Below are 17730 nucleotides of genomic sequence, written 5' to 3' on the forward strand. Positions count from 1 at the left end.
AATTCTTAATCTAGTTTGGCGCCAGAAGCTTTAGCTACTGCAGCCCAACGCTTGATATCAGCACTGACAAATTTTCCAAATGCATCGCCTGTCAAATTTGGAGTATCAGAGCCATTGTTTGTCCAAATAGTTTTTAACTCGGGAGTGTTGATCGCCTTCTGCACTTCCGCAATCATCTTATCGACGATGGGTTGTGGCGTTCCTTTAGGAGCAAACAAGCCATACCAAGTAGAAACTTCATAACCAACTAAACCTGCTTCAGCAGCAGTAGGTACATTTGGGAATCCTGGGGCACGCTTCTGGGAAGCAACTGCCAAGGCCACAATTGAGCCATTCTTGATTTGAGCGGCCGAAGAACCCAGACCATCAAACTCCACATCGACCTGCCCTGCAATGAGATCCTGCATTGCAGGACCAGCGCCACGGTATGGAATGTGGGTGATGAAGGTTTTTGTCAGCATCTTGAACTGTTCACCAGCTAAATGGTGTGAAGAGCCATTACCAGCACTGGCGTAATTAAACTTGCCTGGGTTTTTCTTCAAGAGCGCAATAAATTCTTTTAAGTCTTTAACTTGAACATTCTTTGGGTTAACCACAATTACTTGAGGTGGATTTGCAACCATCGCAACGGGTACAAAGCTTTTCTCGATGTCGTAATCCAAGTTTGGATACATCGCTGGAGCGATTGCATGATGCGCAGCGCCCATAAAGAAGGTATATCCGTCTGGCGCTGCCTTGGCTGCAATAGAGGCGCCTAAAGTACCGCCAGCACCGCCACGATTATCAACAATGATTTGCTTGCCCAGTTGCTTAGTCAGTTGGGCAGCTAGAGGTCTAGCGAAAGCATCTGTGCCGCCACCGGCCGGAAAAGGCACAACAAAGGTGATGGGTTTATTTGGCCACTCTTGCGCCATCACCACCAAAGGTGCAGCAAAAATCAGAAAAGCTATTTTCTTGATCATTGCAGATAGGTTTAATTGGTTAAACATCTTTGTCTCCTCCACTAGCCACTATTCATGGCTTTAAATTCATTATTAATACCGCTTATCCATCACATTACTACCTGGACCTTAACGTCCAGCCCTACATTAGACCCTAAAGTGAATCTCCTGAGATTCTGCCTTAGGGTATCTCCCTCATAATTCTTGACTAGGGTGCCATTAACTTCCCTACCGCCCTTGAATACACAATTTCCCCGTTGGCAAATTTCTCATGGTTTTCCTCTACATTACCCAAGTCATAAAGATAATTCACCATTAAACCAGCGGATTGACGCAAGCCCTTGCGAGATAAATCTCCAGCCCAGTTCACCAAATGCAGTTTTGCACCATTACCCAAATGGAACTTAGCTACTGGATTGCCATTACGGCCTGTAGAACCCAAGCCCAGATAAATTGATGCCAAGCACAGTAAAGCCTCTTGCTCTTTAGGTGTCGCCAAATCAGGATGCCATCCAGCGCTCAACCTTTCAGTCCAGGATTGACTGTCTAACTTGAGGGCCGCCAAAGCTTGATCTCGTGCAGTCCTTAGATTTGGCTTTAATTTCTCCGCCGGAATATCCTCACCCAAATTAGCTCCAGCAGAAACCCAATCCATAAATCCAGGGATAGGAGACAAGGTAACAAAAGTTTTTAGACTAGGGAATTCGGCGTGTAATTGTTCAGCAACGCGCTTGATTAAAAAGTTGCCCATGGATACGCCGCGCAAACCTGACTCACAGTTACTAATAGAGTAGAAAACTGCGACTTTGTATTGCGATGGTTGATCAACCGTCTCAGCCTTTTTATCCACTAAAGGGGTGATGACTGTCGGAATCTCCGGCAATAAGGCTACCTCAACGAAAATTAAAGGCTCACTGGGCAGTTGTGGGTGAAAAAACGCAAAGCAACGGCGATCAGGCTGGAGACGTCGACGTAAATCATCCCAACCATCAATGGCATGAACCGCCTCATGTTGAATCAACTTTTCTAAAACTTCAGCAGGTGATTTCCAGTCAACGCGATGCATCTTTAAAAATCCTGGATTAAACCAAGATGAAAGCAGATGACGCATATCAAAATCAACTGCAGCAAGCTCTGGCTTTTTGTCTAACAGCTGCAAGAGATCGCGACGCATTTGTACTACCGCCGCAGTACCATGACCAGCGCGGTTCAAGCGGCGGAATAATTCTTGCCTAGGTGATTCAGAAACCTTTTGTAAATTTATATAGTTGCGTGCAGTAGCTTCGGCTGCAAAATTTTGTGCGGCTTTTAGCACCGCATCTACCTGAGGATTTAATTTCTCAAATAAGTATGTAAAGAATGCAGTGTGCTGATCTTTCGTCAACTTGCGATAGTTGTTCACCACGTCATCTGCCATGCTGACGGCATTCGATTCGCCGCGCTCAGAAATCAAACGCTTAACAGCGTTATTTGCTTTTGATAGGTTGCGAGCTTTTGCTAACTTTTCGAGCATGTAATCTTTTCAAAAATAGAGTCAAAATAACAAGGTGAATTTGATTGAAGGTCTGATTTTAAGGGCGGACTCAATATTATTGCAGCGCAACATATATGTGTCATCACCCAATACTCGCAGGATACAGCCCTTCATGGATGGGCCAGTTTATTTCCCACTTAATACAGAGATCTACTTTAGGAATGCTGACGGGGCTTAATTGCTCTTGGATTTAAATGCCGTCATCAGGTAGAGGCCAAACACCATCATTGGCACGCATAACCATTGGCCCATAGATAAGCCCAAGCCCAGAAGACCCAAGAATGAATCTGGCTCCCGGGCATATTCAGCCAAGAAGCGACAAACGCCATATCCCAATAAGAAGAATCCAGATACCTGACCAACACGTCTTGGCTTGCCTGCATAAATCCAAAGTGCAATACCGAGCAGCACGCCCTCACCTAGGAATTGGTAAATCTGCGATGGATGGCGCGGGACGGAATCCACGAATGGAAAAATCATCGCCCAAGGCAAGTCAGTAGGCCTGCCCCACAACTCTCCATTAATAAAGTTCCCCAATCGACCAAAAGCCAAGCCAAACGGAACTAACGGCGCGACTAAATCACTCACTACAAAAAAAGTAGTCTTACGTTTTTTTGCAAACCAATAAAGTGCAAGCAGAACACCTAGCAAGCCGCCATGGAAAGACATGCCACCTTCCCAAATCTTAAAAATACTTAAAGGGTGAGTTAGATAGAAGCCTGGCATATAAAACAAGGTATAGCCCAAGCGACCACCCAACACCACACCAAGAACGCCAGCAAATAGGAGATCTTCAAGATCTTTATAAGTCCAACCCAGAGCTTGGTAGCGAGGAGCGCGAATGCGCAAACGACCCAAAAGCAAGAATTGAGCAAAGGCCATGAGATACATCAAGCCGTACCAATGTATAGCAAAAGATCCTATGCGAATTGCTGCAGGATCAAACTGAGGATGAATCAACATGGGTATTAGCTTTTGGATTGGTCAAAGTTATGCAACTCATGACCTAAATCTCGATAGGCTTTATAGCGCTCGCGCCCTGCCAAACGCTCAGCCTCATTGACTGTAACAACCTCGACAATGCGTGGGAAGCGCGCGACTAAAGCTGGTACATCCGCAGGCATACGCATCCCTAAATGAATCATCACATCAGCATGAGGAATGTTGCTGAGGGATGAGGAGGCAAAATCATCCGTCAATACGATTGGTGTTTCTGCTGCTGCTTCATTATCGATAAAGCAATGCGGCAAGAAATCGGTGTTGCTAAACGACCAAAGTAGTTCATTTAACTTTTGCAGATCCGCCTTCTCTCCAACCATCACGATATTGCGCACTGACTCACCCTCAGGTGTAGCACTCCAAATCTTGCGCGTGAGACGGCAAGCGTATTCCAGCTTGTCACTTACATTGCTGTGAAAATCAATTCGTGCCATTCAGTATTTATCCGAGGGTTTTACTTGCGCTCAAGCAAGAAGTTCACCAAAAGCGGTACTGGACGACCGGTAGAGCCTTTCGCAGCCCCACTCTTCCAGGCAGTTCCAGCGATATCTAAGTGAGCCCATTTATATTTCTCAGTAAAGCGTGACAGGAAGCAGGCCGCAGTAACACTACCTGCTGGGCGTCCACCGATATTGGCGACATCTGCAAAGTTGGATTTGAGCTGCTCATGATAGGCGGCATCCAAAGGCAAACGCCAGACAGTATCTAAAGAAGCGTGGCCTGCTTTAGTGAGTTCGCTTACCAAGTTCTCATCCTCAGAAAACAGACCGCTATGCACGTGACCTAAAGCAATCACACAGGCGCCAGTCAAGGTGGCGATATCGATCACTGCTGCTGGCTTAAAGCGTTCTACGTAAGTAAGCGCATCGCACAGAATTAATCGACCTTCTGCATCCGTATTGAGAACCTCAATTGTTTGTCCAGACATACTCTTGACAATATCGCCGGGACGAGTCGCTTGACCTGATGGCATATTTTCACAGGTTGGTATAACACCAATCACATTCTTCTTTAGCTTCATCAAAGCAACCGAATACATTGTGCCGATGACGGATGCAGCACCACACATGTCGTACTTCATTTCATCCATAGCTTCGCCTGGTTTCAATGAGATGCCGCCAGTGTCAAAAGTAATGCCCTTACCAACCAAGACAATTGGAGCCTCCCCTGCTTTGCCGCCCTGATGCTTCATCACAATAAATTGCGGTGGCGTCACAGCTCCCTTGGCAACGGATAAGAATGAACCCATACCCAAAGCCTCGATCTGCTTCAGACCGAGTACCTCAACCTTGAGGCTAGTCTTTTTGCTTAAGCCCTGAGCGGCCTTACCTAAATAGGTTGGGGTGCAGATGTTTGGTGGCAAATTACCCAGGTCTTTTGCTAAATTCATACCTTCAACCATAGATACGCCCTGCTCTACGGCTGCTTTCAATTCTTTGGCGCAAGCATCATTGCCAGCGAAAACTAAATTCTTAAAAGCGTCTGCTTTATCTTTGGCTTTAAATTTCATAGCCGGCTGACGCACACCAAAGCGGTAAGCTTGATCGCCAGCATATTGAACCGTTAAACGCACTTCTTCTGCTATGAAGTCAGCCTTGTGAGCTAGCGCAAAACTTGGCGTGAACCAAAGGGCGCTTTCAACTGACCCACCACTGAGTGCTTTTAATGCTGCACGAGCTACTTTGGAATAGGTTGTCAAACTACGCTCACTGGCGAGGTGAACATCACCCAAACTCACCAGCAATATTCTTTTTGCTTTGACGCCATTGGTAGACCAAGATTTTTCAGCTCGCAACATGCAAACAGCCGCTTGATTAGCGTCTAAATCTCCAACCGTATCGGCATGAGTAACTGAGCCTCCAAGCATCAGATCCAGCTCTGGCAAGAACCCCACTTTTGCTTTTGCACCTTTTGCACCGGTAAAGCTATCTATATCTGCCTTTGAATAGGCCAGCACCAAACAGTCAGTGGCCTGACTAAGCAAGGTTTTGAGGCTAGATTTCTGGAGTTTTGGACTCTGCAGGTCGGCTTGAGGGAAAATCTTGGTGCTAAATTGAATTGTCATAATCTATTACGGTGTTTTGGTCGATTCAAAAGGGAGGTAATTGCTAATTTGGGACGTTTATCCATTATCCTCCGACATGAGATGAACTTCCCTTATCACTAGCAATATAAGCCATTTATAGCCTCCATCCACTATCAACTAACCTCGTAAATCCAGACCCCTATTTCTCATGATTTTTAAACAGGCCCTTCGCCGTGAACTCAGTTTTACAACTGGCGGGGTCTTTTTGGTCTTAGTCACCATTATGGTGACTACCTTGGTGATCCGGATTTTGGGCTTTGCCGCTAATGGCGCAGTCAATCCAGAAGATGCGCTCGTATTAATTGCCCTGGCTACCTTGGGATATCTCGCCGTTCTTTTAACGGTCTCTTTATTTGTTGCAACGCTGATAGTTTTAGTTCGCTGGTACAAAGATTCAGAGATGATCGTTTGGTTTGCTAGCGGCTTAAGCGTGACAAATCTCATTCGCCCTATTCTGCAATTTGCTACGCCTCTCATTATTGTGATTGCCTTGCTTGCCCTTTTTGTTTGGCCATGGGCAAATCGTGAGTCCACTTTAATTAGTCAGCGCTTTCAACAACGCGATGACGTATCGATGGTGAGCTCTGGACAATTTAAAGAATCCGCAAAAGCAGAACGCGTCTTTTTTATTGAAGAGCTCGATGTTGATAAAAGTGAAGTTAAAAATATCTTTGTTGCCGACTCCAAGAATGGTCGCTTAAGCATTGCCGTTTCATCAAGTGGCTATATCCAAAACTCTGCAGGTGGCGAGAAATCGATCGTGCTGCATAACGGCAGACGCTATGAGGGGCAACCTACTCAGCCCGATTTTAGGATTCTCGAATTCGATGAATACAGCACCAAGATCCGCAGTAAAGAGACCTTAGCGCCAGCGCCACGCGATCGCGAGAAGACAATCACCGAGCTTATAAACGAGCCTAATCCGGCATTCACCAATCCCAATCGCGCAGAATTGCTGTGGCGTATTGGTCTACCGCTGATGGCGCTTGGTCTGGTACTGATTGCCATTCCCCTTGCTTACGTAAATCCGCGCCTAGGTAATTACACAGCGATGTTCTATGCGGTCTTGATTTATTTGATTTACAGCAACTTACTAAATCTCACGCAGAATTTTGTATCACAAGGCAAGGTCAGCGTGTTTGTTGCCATCTGGCCGATTCATTTGCTTGCTCTCTTGATTGCTACAGCCTTAATTCGCAATCGTATTAATCCTTCGCTGAAGTGGTGGCTTCGTCAATTACCCGCTTCAATGGTTAAGAAATGAAATTACTCTTTCCTTTCATTTATGAGCGCTATCTAGCCAAGCAGATCTATGCTGCTTTTGGTTTTATCTTATTTGCTTTAGTTGCACTCTTCTTATTCTTTGATATCTTGAGTGAACTTGGCTCTGTCCAAGGTGCCTACACACTTCCCTTGGCGCTACTGCACGTTCTTTTAAAAGCACCTAGCCGCATCTCCGAGATTATTCCAATTGCAGGCTTAATTGGCAGCATCTATGTATTTGCCATGCTAGCTAGCCAGTCTGAATTCACGATTTTGCGTATCGCCGGACTGGACGTTAAGCGCGGCCTAATTACCCTAACCAAAATCTCTTTGCCTTTGATTGCACTAACCCTCATCATGAGCGAATGGGTTGGCCCTTACACCGAGGCCAAGTCCGATCAGATCCGCATGAAAGCCATGGGTTCTGCCTACTCTTCTCAGTTTAGAACGGGTGTTTGGGTAAAAGATCGTTTGCGTGATGAAGATGGCAGTGGTCCAGTTCGCCCCGGCGTACGCTATGTCAACGTTGGCAAGGTCGACAAAGATAATGAAATTCGCAATATCCGTATGTATGAGTTTGACGACACATACCACCTCCTCTCGATTCGGAGCGCAGCCTCTGGGCACTTTGATGAAACAGGTGTCTGGGTTTTAAATGATGTGACAGAAACTCGCTTTAAAGAAACCAAGCAGTCCGATCCATTGAATCCTGTTTTTTCTGCGCAAACTTTTACGCATCCTATTGTGTCCTTGGAGTCTGAGGTCACCCCACAAATTTTGAGCGTACTGTTAATTAGTCCTGAAAAAATGTCGATCGTGAGTTTAGGTCGCTTTATTTCACATCTACGTGATAACAAACAGGATGCTCAGCGCCACTCAATCGCTTTCTGGAAAAAAGTGGTTTACCCATTCACTATTTTTGTGATGCTCACACTAGCCCTACCTTTCGCCTATTTGAAGGTTCGAGCCGGTAGTGTTGGCATTAAGGTATTCGGCGGCATCATGCTGGGGATGAGCTTCCAGCTCTTTAACTCTCTGTTCTCGAATGTGGGGCTCCTGGGTTCTTGGCCAGCACTCCTCACAGCCCTCACCCCGCCACTGCTGTACTTCCTATTGGCGATCCTTGGACTGCGTTGGGTTTCCAAGGCTTAATACCCAAAAATCATTTAGAATTTGATTCCTATATCTTTGTAGATATATAGATAGGAATCCTCATGAATCTTCATCAATTCCGTTTTGTACGGGAAGCTGTTAGACAGAACTTCAACTTAACGACCGCTGCAAAGGCGCTCTTTACCTCCCAGCCTGGTGTATCTAAGGCGATCATTGAGTTGGAAGATGAGCTGGGCGTAGAGATCTTTCGTCGTCATGGCAAACGCATTCGCTCTCTGACCGAGCCTGGCAAACGCATTTTGAGTTCGATTGAGCGCATTCTTGATGAAGTAGAAACACTCAAAAGAGTAGGCAAAGATTTTGCCAGCCAAGACCAAGGTAGCTTTGTGATTGCGACTACGCATACACAAGCGCGCTATGCACTTCCGAAAGTGCTTACTGAATTTACAAAACGCTTTCCAAAAGTGAAGGTCAGCATTCAGCAAGGAAGTCCAGGCCAAATTGCTGAGTTACTCACACACGATCGCGCTGATATTGCGATTGCAACTGAGGGTATTGCTAATACCCCTGGCGTCCTGGCGCTACCTGGCTATCAATGGCAACACGTGCTCATGGTGCCGTTGAGTCACCCGCTCCTCAACCAAGCAACGCTTACGCTTGAAGAGATTGCCAAGTACCCCATCATTACCTATGACAAAGCCTTCGCAGGTCGAAGCAAGATTGATGCTGCCTTTGCACAAAGAAACATCACACCCGATATTATTTTGGAAGCGATTGATGCCGACGTCATTAAGACCTATGTAGAAACAGGTATGGGCATTGGTATTGTTGCTGGTCATGCTTACGATCCGGACAGAGATCGCAATCTCAAAGTGATCCCTGCGGGACATCTGTTTGGCAACAACGTGACCCATCTCGGCGTTAAGCAAGGCGCTTACCTCAGATCCTTTGTTTACACCTTCATTGAGCTCTTCTCACCCACACTCACGAAGAAGATTGTTGAGCAAGCCATGAATAACGAGTCAGAGACTTACGAAATCTAGTCCGATCAAGAATTACTCTGGGAATACTCAAAGACAGAACAGTCTTTGAGTGGTGCCTCGGGGCGGACTCGAACCGCCACGCCTTGCGGCACCGGATTTTGAGTCCGGCACGTCTACCAATTCCATCACCGAGGCAGGTGTTTGCAGTGGAAATTCTGCTTACTTTGCTACTTTGTTACTGCTAAGACATGAGAGTGTAACAAAAAATGGTCAGATACCCCCTACCTCGGGTCTAGAACCCCTTAAAATGAGGTCTTCTAGCCAAATTATTAAAAGGACTTACCCGTATGGCCGGCCATTCGAAATGGGCCAATATTCAACACCGCAAAGGTCGTCAGGACGAAAAACGCGGCAAGATTTGGACCAAACTCATTAAAGAAATTACCGTAGCCGCCAAATTAGGTGGTGGCGATATCGCTACAAACCCACGTTTACGCCTGGCTATTGATAAAGCCAAAGATTCCAACATGCCAAACGACAACGTACAAAGAGCGATTCAACGCGGCACTGGCTCGCTTGAAGGCGTGAACTACGAAGAGATTCGTTACGAAGGTTATGGCATTAATGGCGCGGCCATCATTGTGGATTGCTTAACCGATAACCGCACTCGTACTGTCGCAGAAGTTCGCCATGCTTTTAATAAAAATGGCGGCAATATGGGTACAGAAGGTTCTGTTGCTTTCTTGTTCAAGCATTGTGGACAGATGTTGTTTGCCCCAGGCACCAGCGAAGACCAGTTGATGGAAGTTGCTTTAGATGCTGGTGCTGAAGATGTTATTACGCATGATGATGGATCTTTAGAAGTGCTCTCTCCTGTTCCTGATTTTTCTAAAGTGCAAGACGCCATTGGCAAGGCTGGTCTTAAGCCTGAACTGGCAACCGTTGCTATGCGTCCTGAGACAGAAATTGCCTTAGAGGGTGATCAAGCCGAAAGCATGCAGAAGTTATTAGATGCACTCGAGAACTTAGATGACGTTCAAGAAGTATTTACGAACGCCGCACTTTAATTACCTCATTTAAATATTAGATAGCTTGTTATGAAAATTCTACTAATCGGATCTGGCGGACGTGAACATGCGTTGGCCTGGAAGTTAGCCCAATCCCCCCAGGTACAAAAGGTATATGTTGCGCCAGGTAACGGTGGTACAGCTACCGCCAAGCAAACTGATGCAGGCATCGAGAATTTACCGATCACGGGACTGCAAGAGCTTGCTGACTTCGCCAAGCGCGAGAAGATTCATTTAACGGTTGTGGGACCAGAGGCTCCCCTTGCTGCTGGCATCGTCGATGTGTTCCGCAATAATGGCTTACGTATTTTTGGCCCAACGCAATTGGCTGCGCAACTAGAATCTTCTAAAGACTTTTCTAAAGCCTTTATGAAACGCCACGGCATTCCAACGGCGGATTACCAAACCTTCTCTAACGCATTAGAGGCGCACGCTTATATCGATGCAAAAGGCGCGCCAATTGTGATTAAGGCTGATGGTCTAGCCGCCGGCAAGGGTGTCGTAGTAGCTATGAGCCTGGAAGAGGCGCATGCTGCTGTTGACATGATGTTGGCAGACAACAAACTTGGTAATGTAGGCGCCCGAGTAGTCATAGAAGAATTTCTGACTGGTGAAGAAGCAAGTTTTATTGTTTTGGTCGATGGTAAAAATGTTTTGGCTTTAGCAACTAGCCAAGATCACAAACGTTTGCTCGATGCTGACCAAGGACCAAATACCGGCGGTATGGGTGCTTACTCCCCTGCTCCCGTGGTTACCCCAGAAATTCATGCACGTGCATTACGCGAAGTCATCATGCCAACCGTCAAGGGCATGCAAGCCGATGGCATTCCTTACACTGGTTTCTTATATGCAGGCTTGATGATTGCCCCAGATGGCAAGATCAAGACTTTGGAATTCAACTGCCGCATGGGTGACCCAGAAACCCAACCGATCATGGCCCGCTTGCGCAGCGATCTTGTCAATGCACTCGATCACGCGGTGGATGGCACTCTCAATGAAGTGGAATTGGAATGGGATCGCCGCACCGCGCTCGGCGTTGTGCTTGCTGCCCACAACTATCCTGATACTCCTCGTGCTGGTGATGTCATTACCGGCATCCCTGCTGACACTGAAGATCAAATCACCTTCCATGCGGGCACTAAATTGCAAGATGGCAAGGTAGTCACTTCTGGTGGTCGCGTTATGTGTGTTGTTGGACTTGCGGACACCGTTCGTGGGGCCCAGCAAAAAGCATATGAAGCAATCAATCACATCAAATTTGACGGAATGCAATATCGCAAAGATATTGGCTACCGCGCCATTAAATAAATTTATTTAAGTTAGATCAATCTTGTCAGATCAACATACCCAAATCGATATCGACGCCTTAAAGGAATATTTTTTAGGCCTGCAAGATCGCATTACCAGCGCCATGAGTACATTGGATGGCAAGGTCTTTGTTGCTGACGAGTGGCATAAACCTGAAGACAGCAAACTCAAGGGCTATGGTCGTACCTGTATTTTGGACGGCGGCAATATTCTTGAGAAAGGTGGCGTGGGGTTCTCGCACGTGCGAGGCGATCAAATGCCACCCTCAGCGTCGCATCATCGCCCAGAAATTGCAGGTCGTAGCTTTGAGGCAATGGGCGTCTCTTTGGTATTCCATCCAAATAATCCCAAAGTACCAACTACGCATATGAATGTGCGCTGCTTCATTGCCCAATCCCCAGGTAAAGAGCCGGTATGGTGGTTTGGTGGTGGCTTTGACCTCACTCCCTACTATGGCGTTGATGAAGACTGCAAACACTTTCATCAAACAGCTAAAGATGCGCTAGACCCGTTTGGGGAAGAGCTCTATCCTCGCTTTAAAAAGTGGTGTGATGAATACTTCTACCTAAAGCACCGCGAAGAACCACGCGGCATTGGTGGCGTTTTCTTTGATGACTTTAATGAGCTTGGCTTTGAAAAGAGTTTTGCGATGACTCGTGCAGTTGGCGATGCATTTATTAACGCTTACCTCCCAATCGTGAAACGTCGCTATCAAGACAGCTTTACGCCAGAAGAGAAGTCCTTCCAAGAATATCGTCGTGGTCGTTATGTGGAATACAACCTCATCTTTGATAGAGGGACCATCTTTGGTTTGCACTCAGGTGGTCGCACCGAATCCATCCTAATGTCGATGCCACCAGTGGTTCAGTGGTGGTACAACTGGCAACCGAAGCCTGGCACACCTGAAGCCAAGCTTTATGACTACTACCTTAAGCCACGCGATTGGCTAGCGTGAGCACTGACCATTGAGCACCATTAAAAAAATTGGCATCCTCGGAGGCACGTTTGATCCTCCCCATGTCGGTCACCTAAGATTGGCAACCCACTTTGCCAAAGTGTTGCACTTAGATGCCCTACTACTTATCCCTAGCGGTGAGCCATGGCAAAAGGGTACTGGCATCACTCCAGCGGAAACACGCCTGCAACTAACTGAGGCTGCTGGTATCGATTTAGCACGCGCATTTTTATATCTTAAGATTGCTACTCAAGTAGGCATTGATCGCATAGAGATTGATCGCGCCGGTCCAAGTTACGCCATTGACACTGTTAGGGTATTGCGTGAACGCTATGGTGCAGACGCTAGCCTGACCTGGTTAATGGGGGCTGATTCCTTAGTTGCGCTACCCAGCTGGAACTCCTGGGAAAAACTCAGTCATTACGTCAATTTTGCTGTGGCCACTAGACCGCATCATGGTTTAAAGATGGAAATCAGTTCTGAAGTGGGTCAATTTTTGAAAGGCCACCAAACAAGTGATCCTGCCGCCCTTGAAAATCAACCTTCTGGCCTCATATACATCGATGAAGGCTTGAATGTTGACCTATCCTCTACCGAACTAAGAGATCGCCTCAAATCGAGTTCTCGGGGCGCTATCGCTTCTGAGCATATTCCAACCCACACCCTAGAAATCATTACAAATCTGGGCTTGTATCAGTAATCAAGCTAAGATCACCCTAATTAGAAAAAATTATTGTCGAGAAAATATGGACTTACGTAAATTACAACGCGTCGTGATTGATGCCCTAGAAGACGTCAAAGCACAAGATATCCGCGTGTATGACACAAGCAAATTGAGTGAGTTATTTGATCGCGTGATCATTGCTACCGGCTCAAGCAATCGTCAAACCCGCTCTTTAGCGATGTCGGTCAAAGAAGAGGTCAATGCCAAAGGCGGCGAAGTCATTTCCATCGAAGGCTTAGAAACTGGTGAATGGGTATTGGTGGACTGCGGTGATATCGTCGTGCATATTTTGCAACCCATGCTTCGCTCCTATTACCAGCTTGAAGGCATGTGGGGTGCTAAACCTGTGCGCGTGAAATTGGCTGGTAGTAAAGGTCTTGTTAAAGCCAGCGAATCTGAAGACGACGACGAATAACTTCGTCGTTACCTGCATCGATGCGCCTTACTATTGTTTCAGTTGGTCACAAGATGCCCGATTGGGTTGCAACCGCAACCCATGACTACATCAAAAGAATGCCTGCAGATTGCAGCATCGAAATCAAAGAGATCAAACCAGATCTCACGCCAGCCAAGGAAGCTCTCAAAATTGCAGCGGCCATTCCAAAGGGTTCCAGAGTCATTGCTTTGGATGAACGCGGCAAAGACCAAACTACTCAGAATCTAGCCACACAGTTGGCTAGCTGGCGTCAGGAGGGCTTTGATATTACCTTCCTGATCGGTGGCGCAGATGGCTTGGATGCTAGCCTGAAAACTAGCGCACAAGCAATGTGGCGGCTTTCCAGCCTTACCCTTCCCCACGCGATGGCAAGAGTGATGCTGGTAGAACAACTCTATCGAGCCTGGACCATACTCCAAGGCCACCCTTACCATCGTGAGTAATGCCGTGCATTCTTTTATCTACCTGGCTTCGCAAAGCCCCCGTCGCCAAGAGCTCTTAAAGCAAATTGGCGTTCGCTTCGAAATGCTGTTGCCTGCTCCAGGTGAGGATAGCGAGAGTATTGAAATACCGCTCCCCCAAGAAAAAGCGCGCGTCTATGTAGAGCGCGTTACCTTGGCGAAAAGTGCAGCGGCACTTGCTCGTTGGCAAAAAAGTGGTTTACCTTGGGCCCCGATTCTCTGTGCTGATACTACCGTTAGCTTACCCAATAGTCCTGATGGTGAAATTTTGGGTAAACCTGTCGATGCAGCAGATGCGGCACGCATTCTGAGTATGCTGAGTGGCCAAATTCATGAAGTACTTAGTTCAGTTGCGATTACCGTTAGCCCGAACGAAAAACCCATACAACTTGTTCAGGTATCTAAAGTTGAGTTTGCTTCTTTATCTCCAGAACAAATTGCTGCGTATATAGCCAGCGGTGAACCCTTTGGTAAAGCTGGGGCCTACGGCATACAGGGCTTGGGCGGAGCCTTTATACCCTCTATTGCAGGCAGCTATAGCGGTATCATGGGGCTACCTATTTACGAAACACAGCTTTTACTAAATCGCGCCCAAGTCAGCAGCATATGAACGAAGAAATACTGATCAATATCACTCCGCAAGAAACACGCGTTGCTTTAATTCAGCAAGGGGCGGTTCAGGAATTGCAAATTGAACGTACACGCCAACGCGGTATTGTGGGTAATATCTATTTAGCTAAAGTAGCGCGCGTATTGCCAGGTATGCAGTCCGCGTTCATCGAGATTGGTCTAGAGCGCACTGCTTTTATGCACGTTGCCGATATCACTCAAAACAATCCTCAAGCACAAATTGAAAAATTATTGTTTGAAGGTCAAACCCTGCTAGTGCAAGTACTTAAAGACCCTTTAGGTACCAAAGGAGCACGCTTAACAACTCAACTGAGTATTGCTGGCCGTAATTTAGTGTATCTGCCTCCTGCGGGCAGTGATGCTGCCACCGAAAAATACATTGGCGTATCTCAGCGCATCGATCAACCTGAAGAGCGCGAAGCGATTAAGTCTCGTCTTGCTAGCCTCATGGCTGATGATGAAAAAGGCGGCATTATTGTCCGCACTAGCGCCCAAGACGCCTCAGATACCGAACTGCAGCATGACATGCTTTACCTGCGTACGACCTGGGACAACATTCATGCGGCCATGAAACATAAGCCAGCCCCTACCCTCCTCTATCAAGATCTCAGCTTAGCTGAACGGGTATTGCGTGATGTTGCCGGTGAAGAAACTACCCAGATCCGCGTGGATTCTGCTGAGAATTTCGAGAAGCTCAAAGCATTTACCACTGCTTACATGCCCAATCTTTTGGGCAAGCTCACACTCCATCGTGGTGAGCGAGCACTCTTTGATTTGTTTGACGTCGATGCTGAGATCAATAAAGCACTTGGTCGCCGTGTAGATCTAAAGTCTGGCGGCTATCTGATGATCGACCAAACAGAGTCGATGACAACAATTGATGTGAACACCGGTAGTTATGTCGGTGCACGCAATCTCGATGACACTGTTTTCAAAACTAACTTAGAAGCAGCTCAAGCCATTGCTCGCCAACTGCGCTTACGCAATCTTGGTGGAATCATCATTATTGACTTCATTGATATGGCTGGCAAAGACCATCAAGAGTCTGTATTACATGAACTCAAGCGCAATCTAGAGCGTGATCATGCCCGCACCTCAGTAAGCGACTTTTCTGCATTAGGCTTGGTAGAAATGACTCGCAAACGGACGCGTGAGTCACTGGCCCATATCACCTGCGAGCCCTGTGCTATATGCCTTGGCAAGGGTGAGATTAAAACTGCTCAAACGATTTGTTATGAAATTTTGCGAGAGATTGTGCGGGAGCACCGCCAATTCAATCCAAAAGAATTTAGGATTGTGGCTGCACCCGATGTAATTGACCTCTTCTTAGAGGAAGAGAATCAATTCCTCGCCCAGTTAGGCGACTTTATTGGAAAGCCTATCACTCTACAAGCAGAAGGCAGTTTCCGCCAAGAGCAATACGATATTGTTCTTAGTTAATCGCCCTTAATTTCAGTAATTTTATTAAGCGTTTGAGAACTGAATGCGATGCAAATTCGCATACAGTCCATCTTGCTTAATTAAATCTTCATGCGAACCGTTTTCAACGATTTGACCGTGCTCCAAAACGACAATACGGTCTGCATGCTCAATAGTGGATAAGCGATGGGCAATCACTAAAGTAGTTCTTCCAGCCATCAGGCGCTCGAGTGCATCTTGCACCTGACGCTCCGACTCCGAGTCCAGGGCAGAAGTAGCCTCATCCAAAATCAAAATTGGCGCATCTTTATAGATTGCCCGGGCAATGGCGAGGCGCTGGCGTTGCCCGCCAGATAAGCGATTGCCGTTATCCCCCACCATTGAATCAATACCTTCAGGCAACTCCTTAATGAGAGCGCTTAGATTGGCGGCCTCTAGCGCCTCAATGACGCGCCCACGATCGATGCCTACCTTAGAGTTGCTGCCATAGGCAACGTTAGCGGCAATCGTATCGTTAAAGAGAACCACATCCTGGCTTACAAAAGCGATCTGTTTGCGAACATCCGCTAAAACGATTCCCTCTAAAGCAATGTCATCCAAGTAGATATGGCCACTGGTAGGCTTAAAGAAGCGCGGCAATAAATTCACGAGAGTGGATTTACCACCACCTGAAGGACCCACAAAAGCCACTACCTCACCTGGATTGATTGTGAGATTAATATTGACCAATGCATCTTTGCGTCCTGTCTCTTGCTGATAAGAAAATCCGACATTATCAAAACGAATAGCCCCCTTGGCTTTTTCTAAAGATCGCATATTCAGCTTTCGATCTTCATCCTCTTCAAAAGGTTGATCCATCATGCCAAAAATCATTTCTGCAGCAGTCAGTCCACGTTGCAGTGGCTGGTTGATATCTGCCAAGTGCTTCAGAGGTGAAATCACCAGCATCATGGCGGTGATAAAAGCTGCGAAGCCCCCGACGGTAGTACCTTCAGTGGCTGATTGCATCAACGCAATCACCAGCACTACAGACAGGGCCATTGAGGCAATTAACTGAGTAATAGGTTGATTTAGGCCGCCCGCTACAGCGGATTTAAGACTAAATTGACGCAATCGCTCGGCCTTCTCTCGAAAGCGCTCTAACTCATATTCTTGGGCACCATGTACTTTAACTATTTTGTAACCTGCTGCAGCCTCTTCAACAATGTAGGCCAAATCACTCGTAAGTGTTTGTTGCGCACGATTAATCGATCTTAGGCGGCGATTAATTTTGCTCATGACAAAAGCGATAATGGGAAATATCACCAAAACTACTAATGTCAATTGCCAATTCAAGTAAATCAAATAACCCATTAAACCAATGACGGTAAGTGAGTCGCGCACTAAGCTAATTAACATCCCACCCATTACAGACAGAACATTATTCACCTCAAATACCACGGCATTGATTAAGCTCGATGCAGAGTTCTTCTGGAAAAAGGTTGTGCTGGCATGTAAGAGCGTTTGAAACATTTGCTCGCGCAATTTCAATAACACTGCGTTAATAACGCGCGTTAACAGATAGTTCGATAGAAATTGAGCCAAGCTGCGCACCAAGGCCAAGCCAACCAGAAATACAGGTACCTGCCAAAGCTTGCTATTGAGCTGCCCAGTAAATCCCCGGTCTAACAGGGGCTTCATTAAGGCTGGAATCGAGGTTTCCGCTCCGGCCACTAGTGCCATGGCCAAAAGTGACCCAATAATCAAGCCGTAATGGGGCTTGAGGTAGGTAATTAAGCGATTTAAGGCAATTCGGTCTTGAGCATTCATAT

The 17730-nt window shown here is 46.7% G+C and carries 16 protein-coding genes, 1 tRNA gene and 1 pseudogene; 11 read left to right on the forward strand and 7 right to left on the reverse strand.

What is annotated here, in order from left to right; all coding sequences use genetic code 11:
* Positions 1 to 5: 5 nt before the first annotated feature.
* The 5 genes from AOC21_RS06815 to AOC21_RS06835 all read right to left on the reverse strand — a co-directional run bounded on the left by AOC21_RS06815 (position 6) and on the right by AOC21_RS06835 (position 5533).
* Positions 6 to 962, reverse strand: coding sequence for a tripartite tricarboxylate transporter substrate binding protein (locus tag AOC21_RS06815; protein WP_251371614.1), 957 nt, complete (start codon positions 960 to 962; stop codon positions 6 to 8).
* Between the two features lie 187 nt (positions 963 to 1149).
* On the reverse strand, positions 1150 to 2454 hold the full coding sequence (locus tag AOC21_RS06820; protein WP_215391259.1) for a malonyl-CoA decarboxylase: 1305 nt from the start codon (positions 2452 to 2454) through the stop codon (positions 1150 to 1152).
* Positions 2455 to 2649: 195 nt separating this feature from the next.
* Positions 2650 to 3438: a prolipoprotein diacylglyceryl transferase gene (gene lgt / locus AOC21_RS06825; protein WP_215391260.1), complete on the reverse strand. Its 789-nt coding sequence runs from the start codon at positions 3436 to 3438 to the stop codon at positions 2650 to 2652.
* A 5-nt stretch (positions 3439 to 3443) separates the two neighbouring features.
* Complete coding sequence (locus tag AOC21_RS06830; protein ID WP_215391261.1) at positions 3444 to 3908, reverse strand: DNA polymerase III subunit chi; 465 nt, start codon at positions 3906 to 3908, stop codon at positions 3444 to 3446.
* Between the two features lie 20 nt (positions 3909 to 3928).
* The gene (locus AOC21_RS06835; RefSeq protein ID WP_371817815.1) at positions 3929 to 5533 is read right to left on the reverse strand and encodes a leucyl aminopeptidase; all 1605 of its coding nucleotides are present in this window, start codon (positions 5531 to 5533) and stop codon (positions 3929 to 3931) included.
* A gap of 175 nt (positions 5534 to 5708) precedes the next feature.
* Between AOC21_RS06835 and lptF the strand changes: the two genes are divergently transcribed.
* The 3 genes from lptF to AOC21_RS06850 all read left to right on the forward strand — a co-directional run bounded on the left by lptF (position 5709) and on the right by AOC21_RS06850 (position 8979).
* A complete protein-coding gene (gene lptF, locus AOC21_RS06840) occupies positions 5709 to 6824 on the forward strand; it encodes an LPS export ABC transporter permease LptF (protein ID WP_215391263.1) in 1116 nt (371 codons plus the stop codon).
* Complete coding sequence (gene lptG / locus AOC21_RS06845; RefSeq protein ID WP_215391264.1) at positions 6821 to 7975, forward strand: LPS export ABC transporter permease LptG; 1155 nt, start codon at positions 6821 to 6823, stop codon at positions 7973 to 7975. The genes lptF and lptG overlap by 4 nt, the downstream gene beginning before the upstream one ends.
* A 62-nt stretch (positions 7976 to 8037) precedes the next feature.
* Positions 8038 to 8979 carry a CysB family HTH-type transcriptional regulator gene (locus AOC21_RS06850; protein ID WP_215391265.1) on the forward strand — a complete coding sequence of 314 codons (942 nt, stop codon included), beginning with the start codon at positions 8038 to 8040 and terminating at the stop codon, positions 8977 to 8979.
* A 50-nt stretch (positions 8980 to 9029) separates the two neighbouring features.
* On the opposite strand, the gene AOC21_RS06855 is transcribed toward AOC21_RS06850, so the two are convergent.
* Positions 9030 to 9114, reverse strand: a tRNA-Leu gene (locus AOC21_RS06855).
* A gap of 152 nt (positions 9115 to 9266) precedes the next feature.
* Between AOC21_RS06855 and AOC21_RS06860 the strand changes: the two genes are divergently transcribed.
* The 8 genes and pseudogenes from AOC21_RS06860 (at position 9267) to rng (ending at position 15940) form a co-directional block, all read left to right on the forward strand.
* Positions 9267 to 9986, forward strand: coding sequence for a YebC/PmpR family DNA-binding transcriptional regulator (locus tag AOC21_RS06860; RefSeq protein ID WP_215391266.1), 720 nt, complete (start codon positions 9267 to 9269; stop codon positions 9984 to 9986).
* Positions 9987 to 10016: 30 nt separating this feature from the next.
* Positions 10017 to 11294: a phosphoribosylamine--glycine ligase gene (gene purD / locus AOC21_RS06865; RefSeq protein WP_215391267.1), complete on the forward strand. Its 1278-nt coding sequence runs from the start codon at positions 10017 to 10019 to the stop codon at positions 11292 to 11294.
* Between the two features lie 43 nt (positions 11295 to 11337).
* Positions 11338 to 12249, forward strand: coding sequence for an oxygen-dependent coproporphyrinogen oxidase (hemF, locus tag AOC21_RS06870; RefSeq protein WP_215392785.1), 912 nt, complete (start codon positions 11338 to 11340; stop codon positions 12247 to 12249).
* A gap of 10 nt (positions 12250 to 12259) precedes the next feature.
* Positions 12260 to 12949: a nicotinate-nucleotide adenylyltransferase gene (locus tag AOC21_RS06875; RefSeq protein WP_215391268.1), complete on the forward strand. Its 690-nt coding sequence runs from the start codon at positions 12260 to 12262 to the stop codon at positions 12947 to 12949.
* Positions 12950 to 12995: 46 nt separating this feature from the next.
* Positions 12996 to 13385, forward strand: a pseudogene (gene rsfS, locus AOC21_RS06880) (ribosome silencing factor); the annotation flags it as partial.
* A gap of 23 nt (positions 13386 to 13408) precedes the next feature.
* Complete coding sequence (gene rlmH / locus AOC21_RS06885; RefSeq protein ID WP_215391270.1) at positions 13409 to 13852, forward strand: 23S rRNA (pseudouridine(1915)-N(3))-methyltransferase RlmH; 444 nt, start codon at positions 13409 to 13411, stop codon at positions 13850 to 13852.
* Complete coding sequence (locus AOC21_RS06890) at positions 13845 to 14480, forward strand: nucleoside triphosphate pyrophosphatase (protein ID WP_251371475.1); 636 nt, start codon at positions 13845 to 13847, stop codon at positions 14478 to 14480. Before rlmH ends, AOC21_RS06890 begins: the two co-directional genes overlap by 8 nt.
* Entirely contained in the window at positions 14477 to 15940 is a 1464-nt protein-coding gene (gene rng, locus AOC21_RS06895) for a ribonuclease G (protein WP_215391271.1), read from the forward strand. The genes AOC21_RS06890 and rng overlap by 4 nt, the downstream gene beginning before the upstream one ends.
* 24 nt (positions 15941 to 15964) lie before the next feature.
* Here the strand turns inward: rng and msbA are convergent, their stop codons facing one another.
* Positions 15965 to 17728 (reverse strand): lipid A export permease/ATP-binding protein MsbA, encoded by a 1764-nt coding sequence (gene msbA, locus AOC21_RS06900; RefSeq protein WP_215391272.1) that lies wholly within the window; start codon positions 17726 to 17728, stop codon positions 15965 to 15967.
* Positions 17729 to 17730: the final 2 nt, after the last annotated feature.

It is taken from the genome of Polynucleobacter sp. VK25 (assembly GCF_018687355.1).
Taxonomy (GTDB): Bacteria; Pseudomonadota; Gammaproteobacteria; order Burkholderiales; family Burkholderiaceae; genus Polynucleobacter.

Bases quoted from the DNA above. Each gene is read 5' to 3' on its own strand.
- AOC21_RS06815 (WP_251371614.1), bottom strand. From the start codon at position 962: ATGATCAAGAAAATAGCTTTTCTGATTTTTGCTGCACCTTTGGTGGTG.
- AOC21_RS06820 (WP_215391259.1), bottom strand. From the start codon at position 2,454: ATGCTCGAAAAGTTAGCAAAAGCTCGCAACCTATCAAAAGCAAATAAC.
- lgt (WP_215391260.1), bottom strand. From the start codon at position 3,438: ATGTTGATTCATCCTCAGTTTGATCCTGCAGCAATTCGCATAGGATCT.
- AOC21_RS06830 (WP_215391261.1), bottom strand. From the start codon at position 3,908: ATGGCACGAATTGATTTTCACAGCAATGTAAGTGACAAGCTGGAATAC.
- lptF (WP_215391263.1), top strand. From the start codon at position 5,709: ATGATTTTTAAACAGGCCCTTCGCCGTGAACTCAGTTTTACAACTGGC.
- lptG (WP_215391264.1), top strand. From the start codon at position 6,821: ATGAAATTACTCTTTCCTTTCATTTATGAGCGCTATCTAGCCAAGCAG.
- AOC21_RS06850 (WP_215391265.1), top strand. From the start codon at position 8,038: ATGAATCTTCATCAATTCCGTTTTGTACGGGAAGCTGTTAGACAGAAC.
- AOC21_RS06860 (WP_215391266.1), top strand. From the start codon at position 9,267: ATGGCCGGCCATTCGAAATGGGCCAATATTCAACACCGCAAAGGTCGT.
- purD (WP_215391267.1), top strand. From the start codon at position 10,017: ATGAAAATTCTACTAATCGGATCTGGCGGACGTGAACATGCGTTGGCC.
- rlmH (WP_215391270.1), top strand. From the start codon at position 13,409: ATGCGCCTTACTATTGTTTCAGTTGGTCACAAGATGCCCGATTGGGTT.
- rng (WP_215391271.1), top strand. From the start codon at position 14,477: ATGAACGAAGAAATACTGATCAATATCACTCCGCAAGAAACACGCGTT.
- msbA (WP_215391272.1), bottom strand. From the start codon at position 17,728: ATGAATGCTCAAGACCGAATTGCCTTAAATCGCTTAATTACCTACCTC.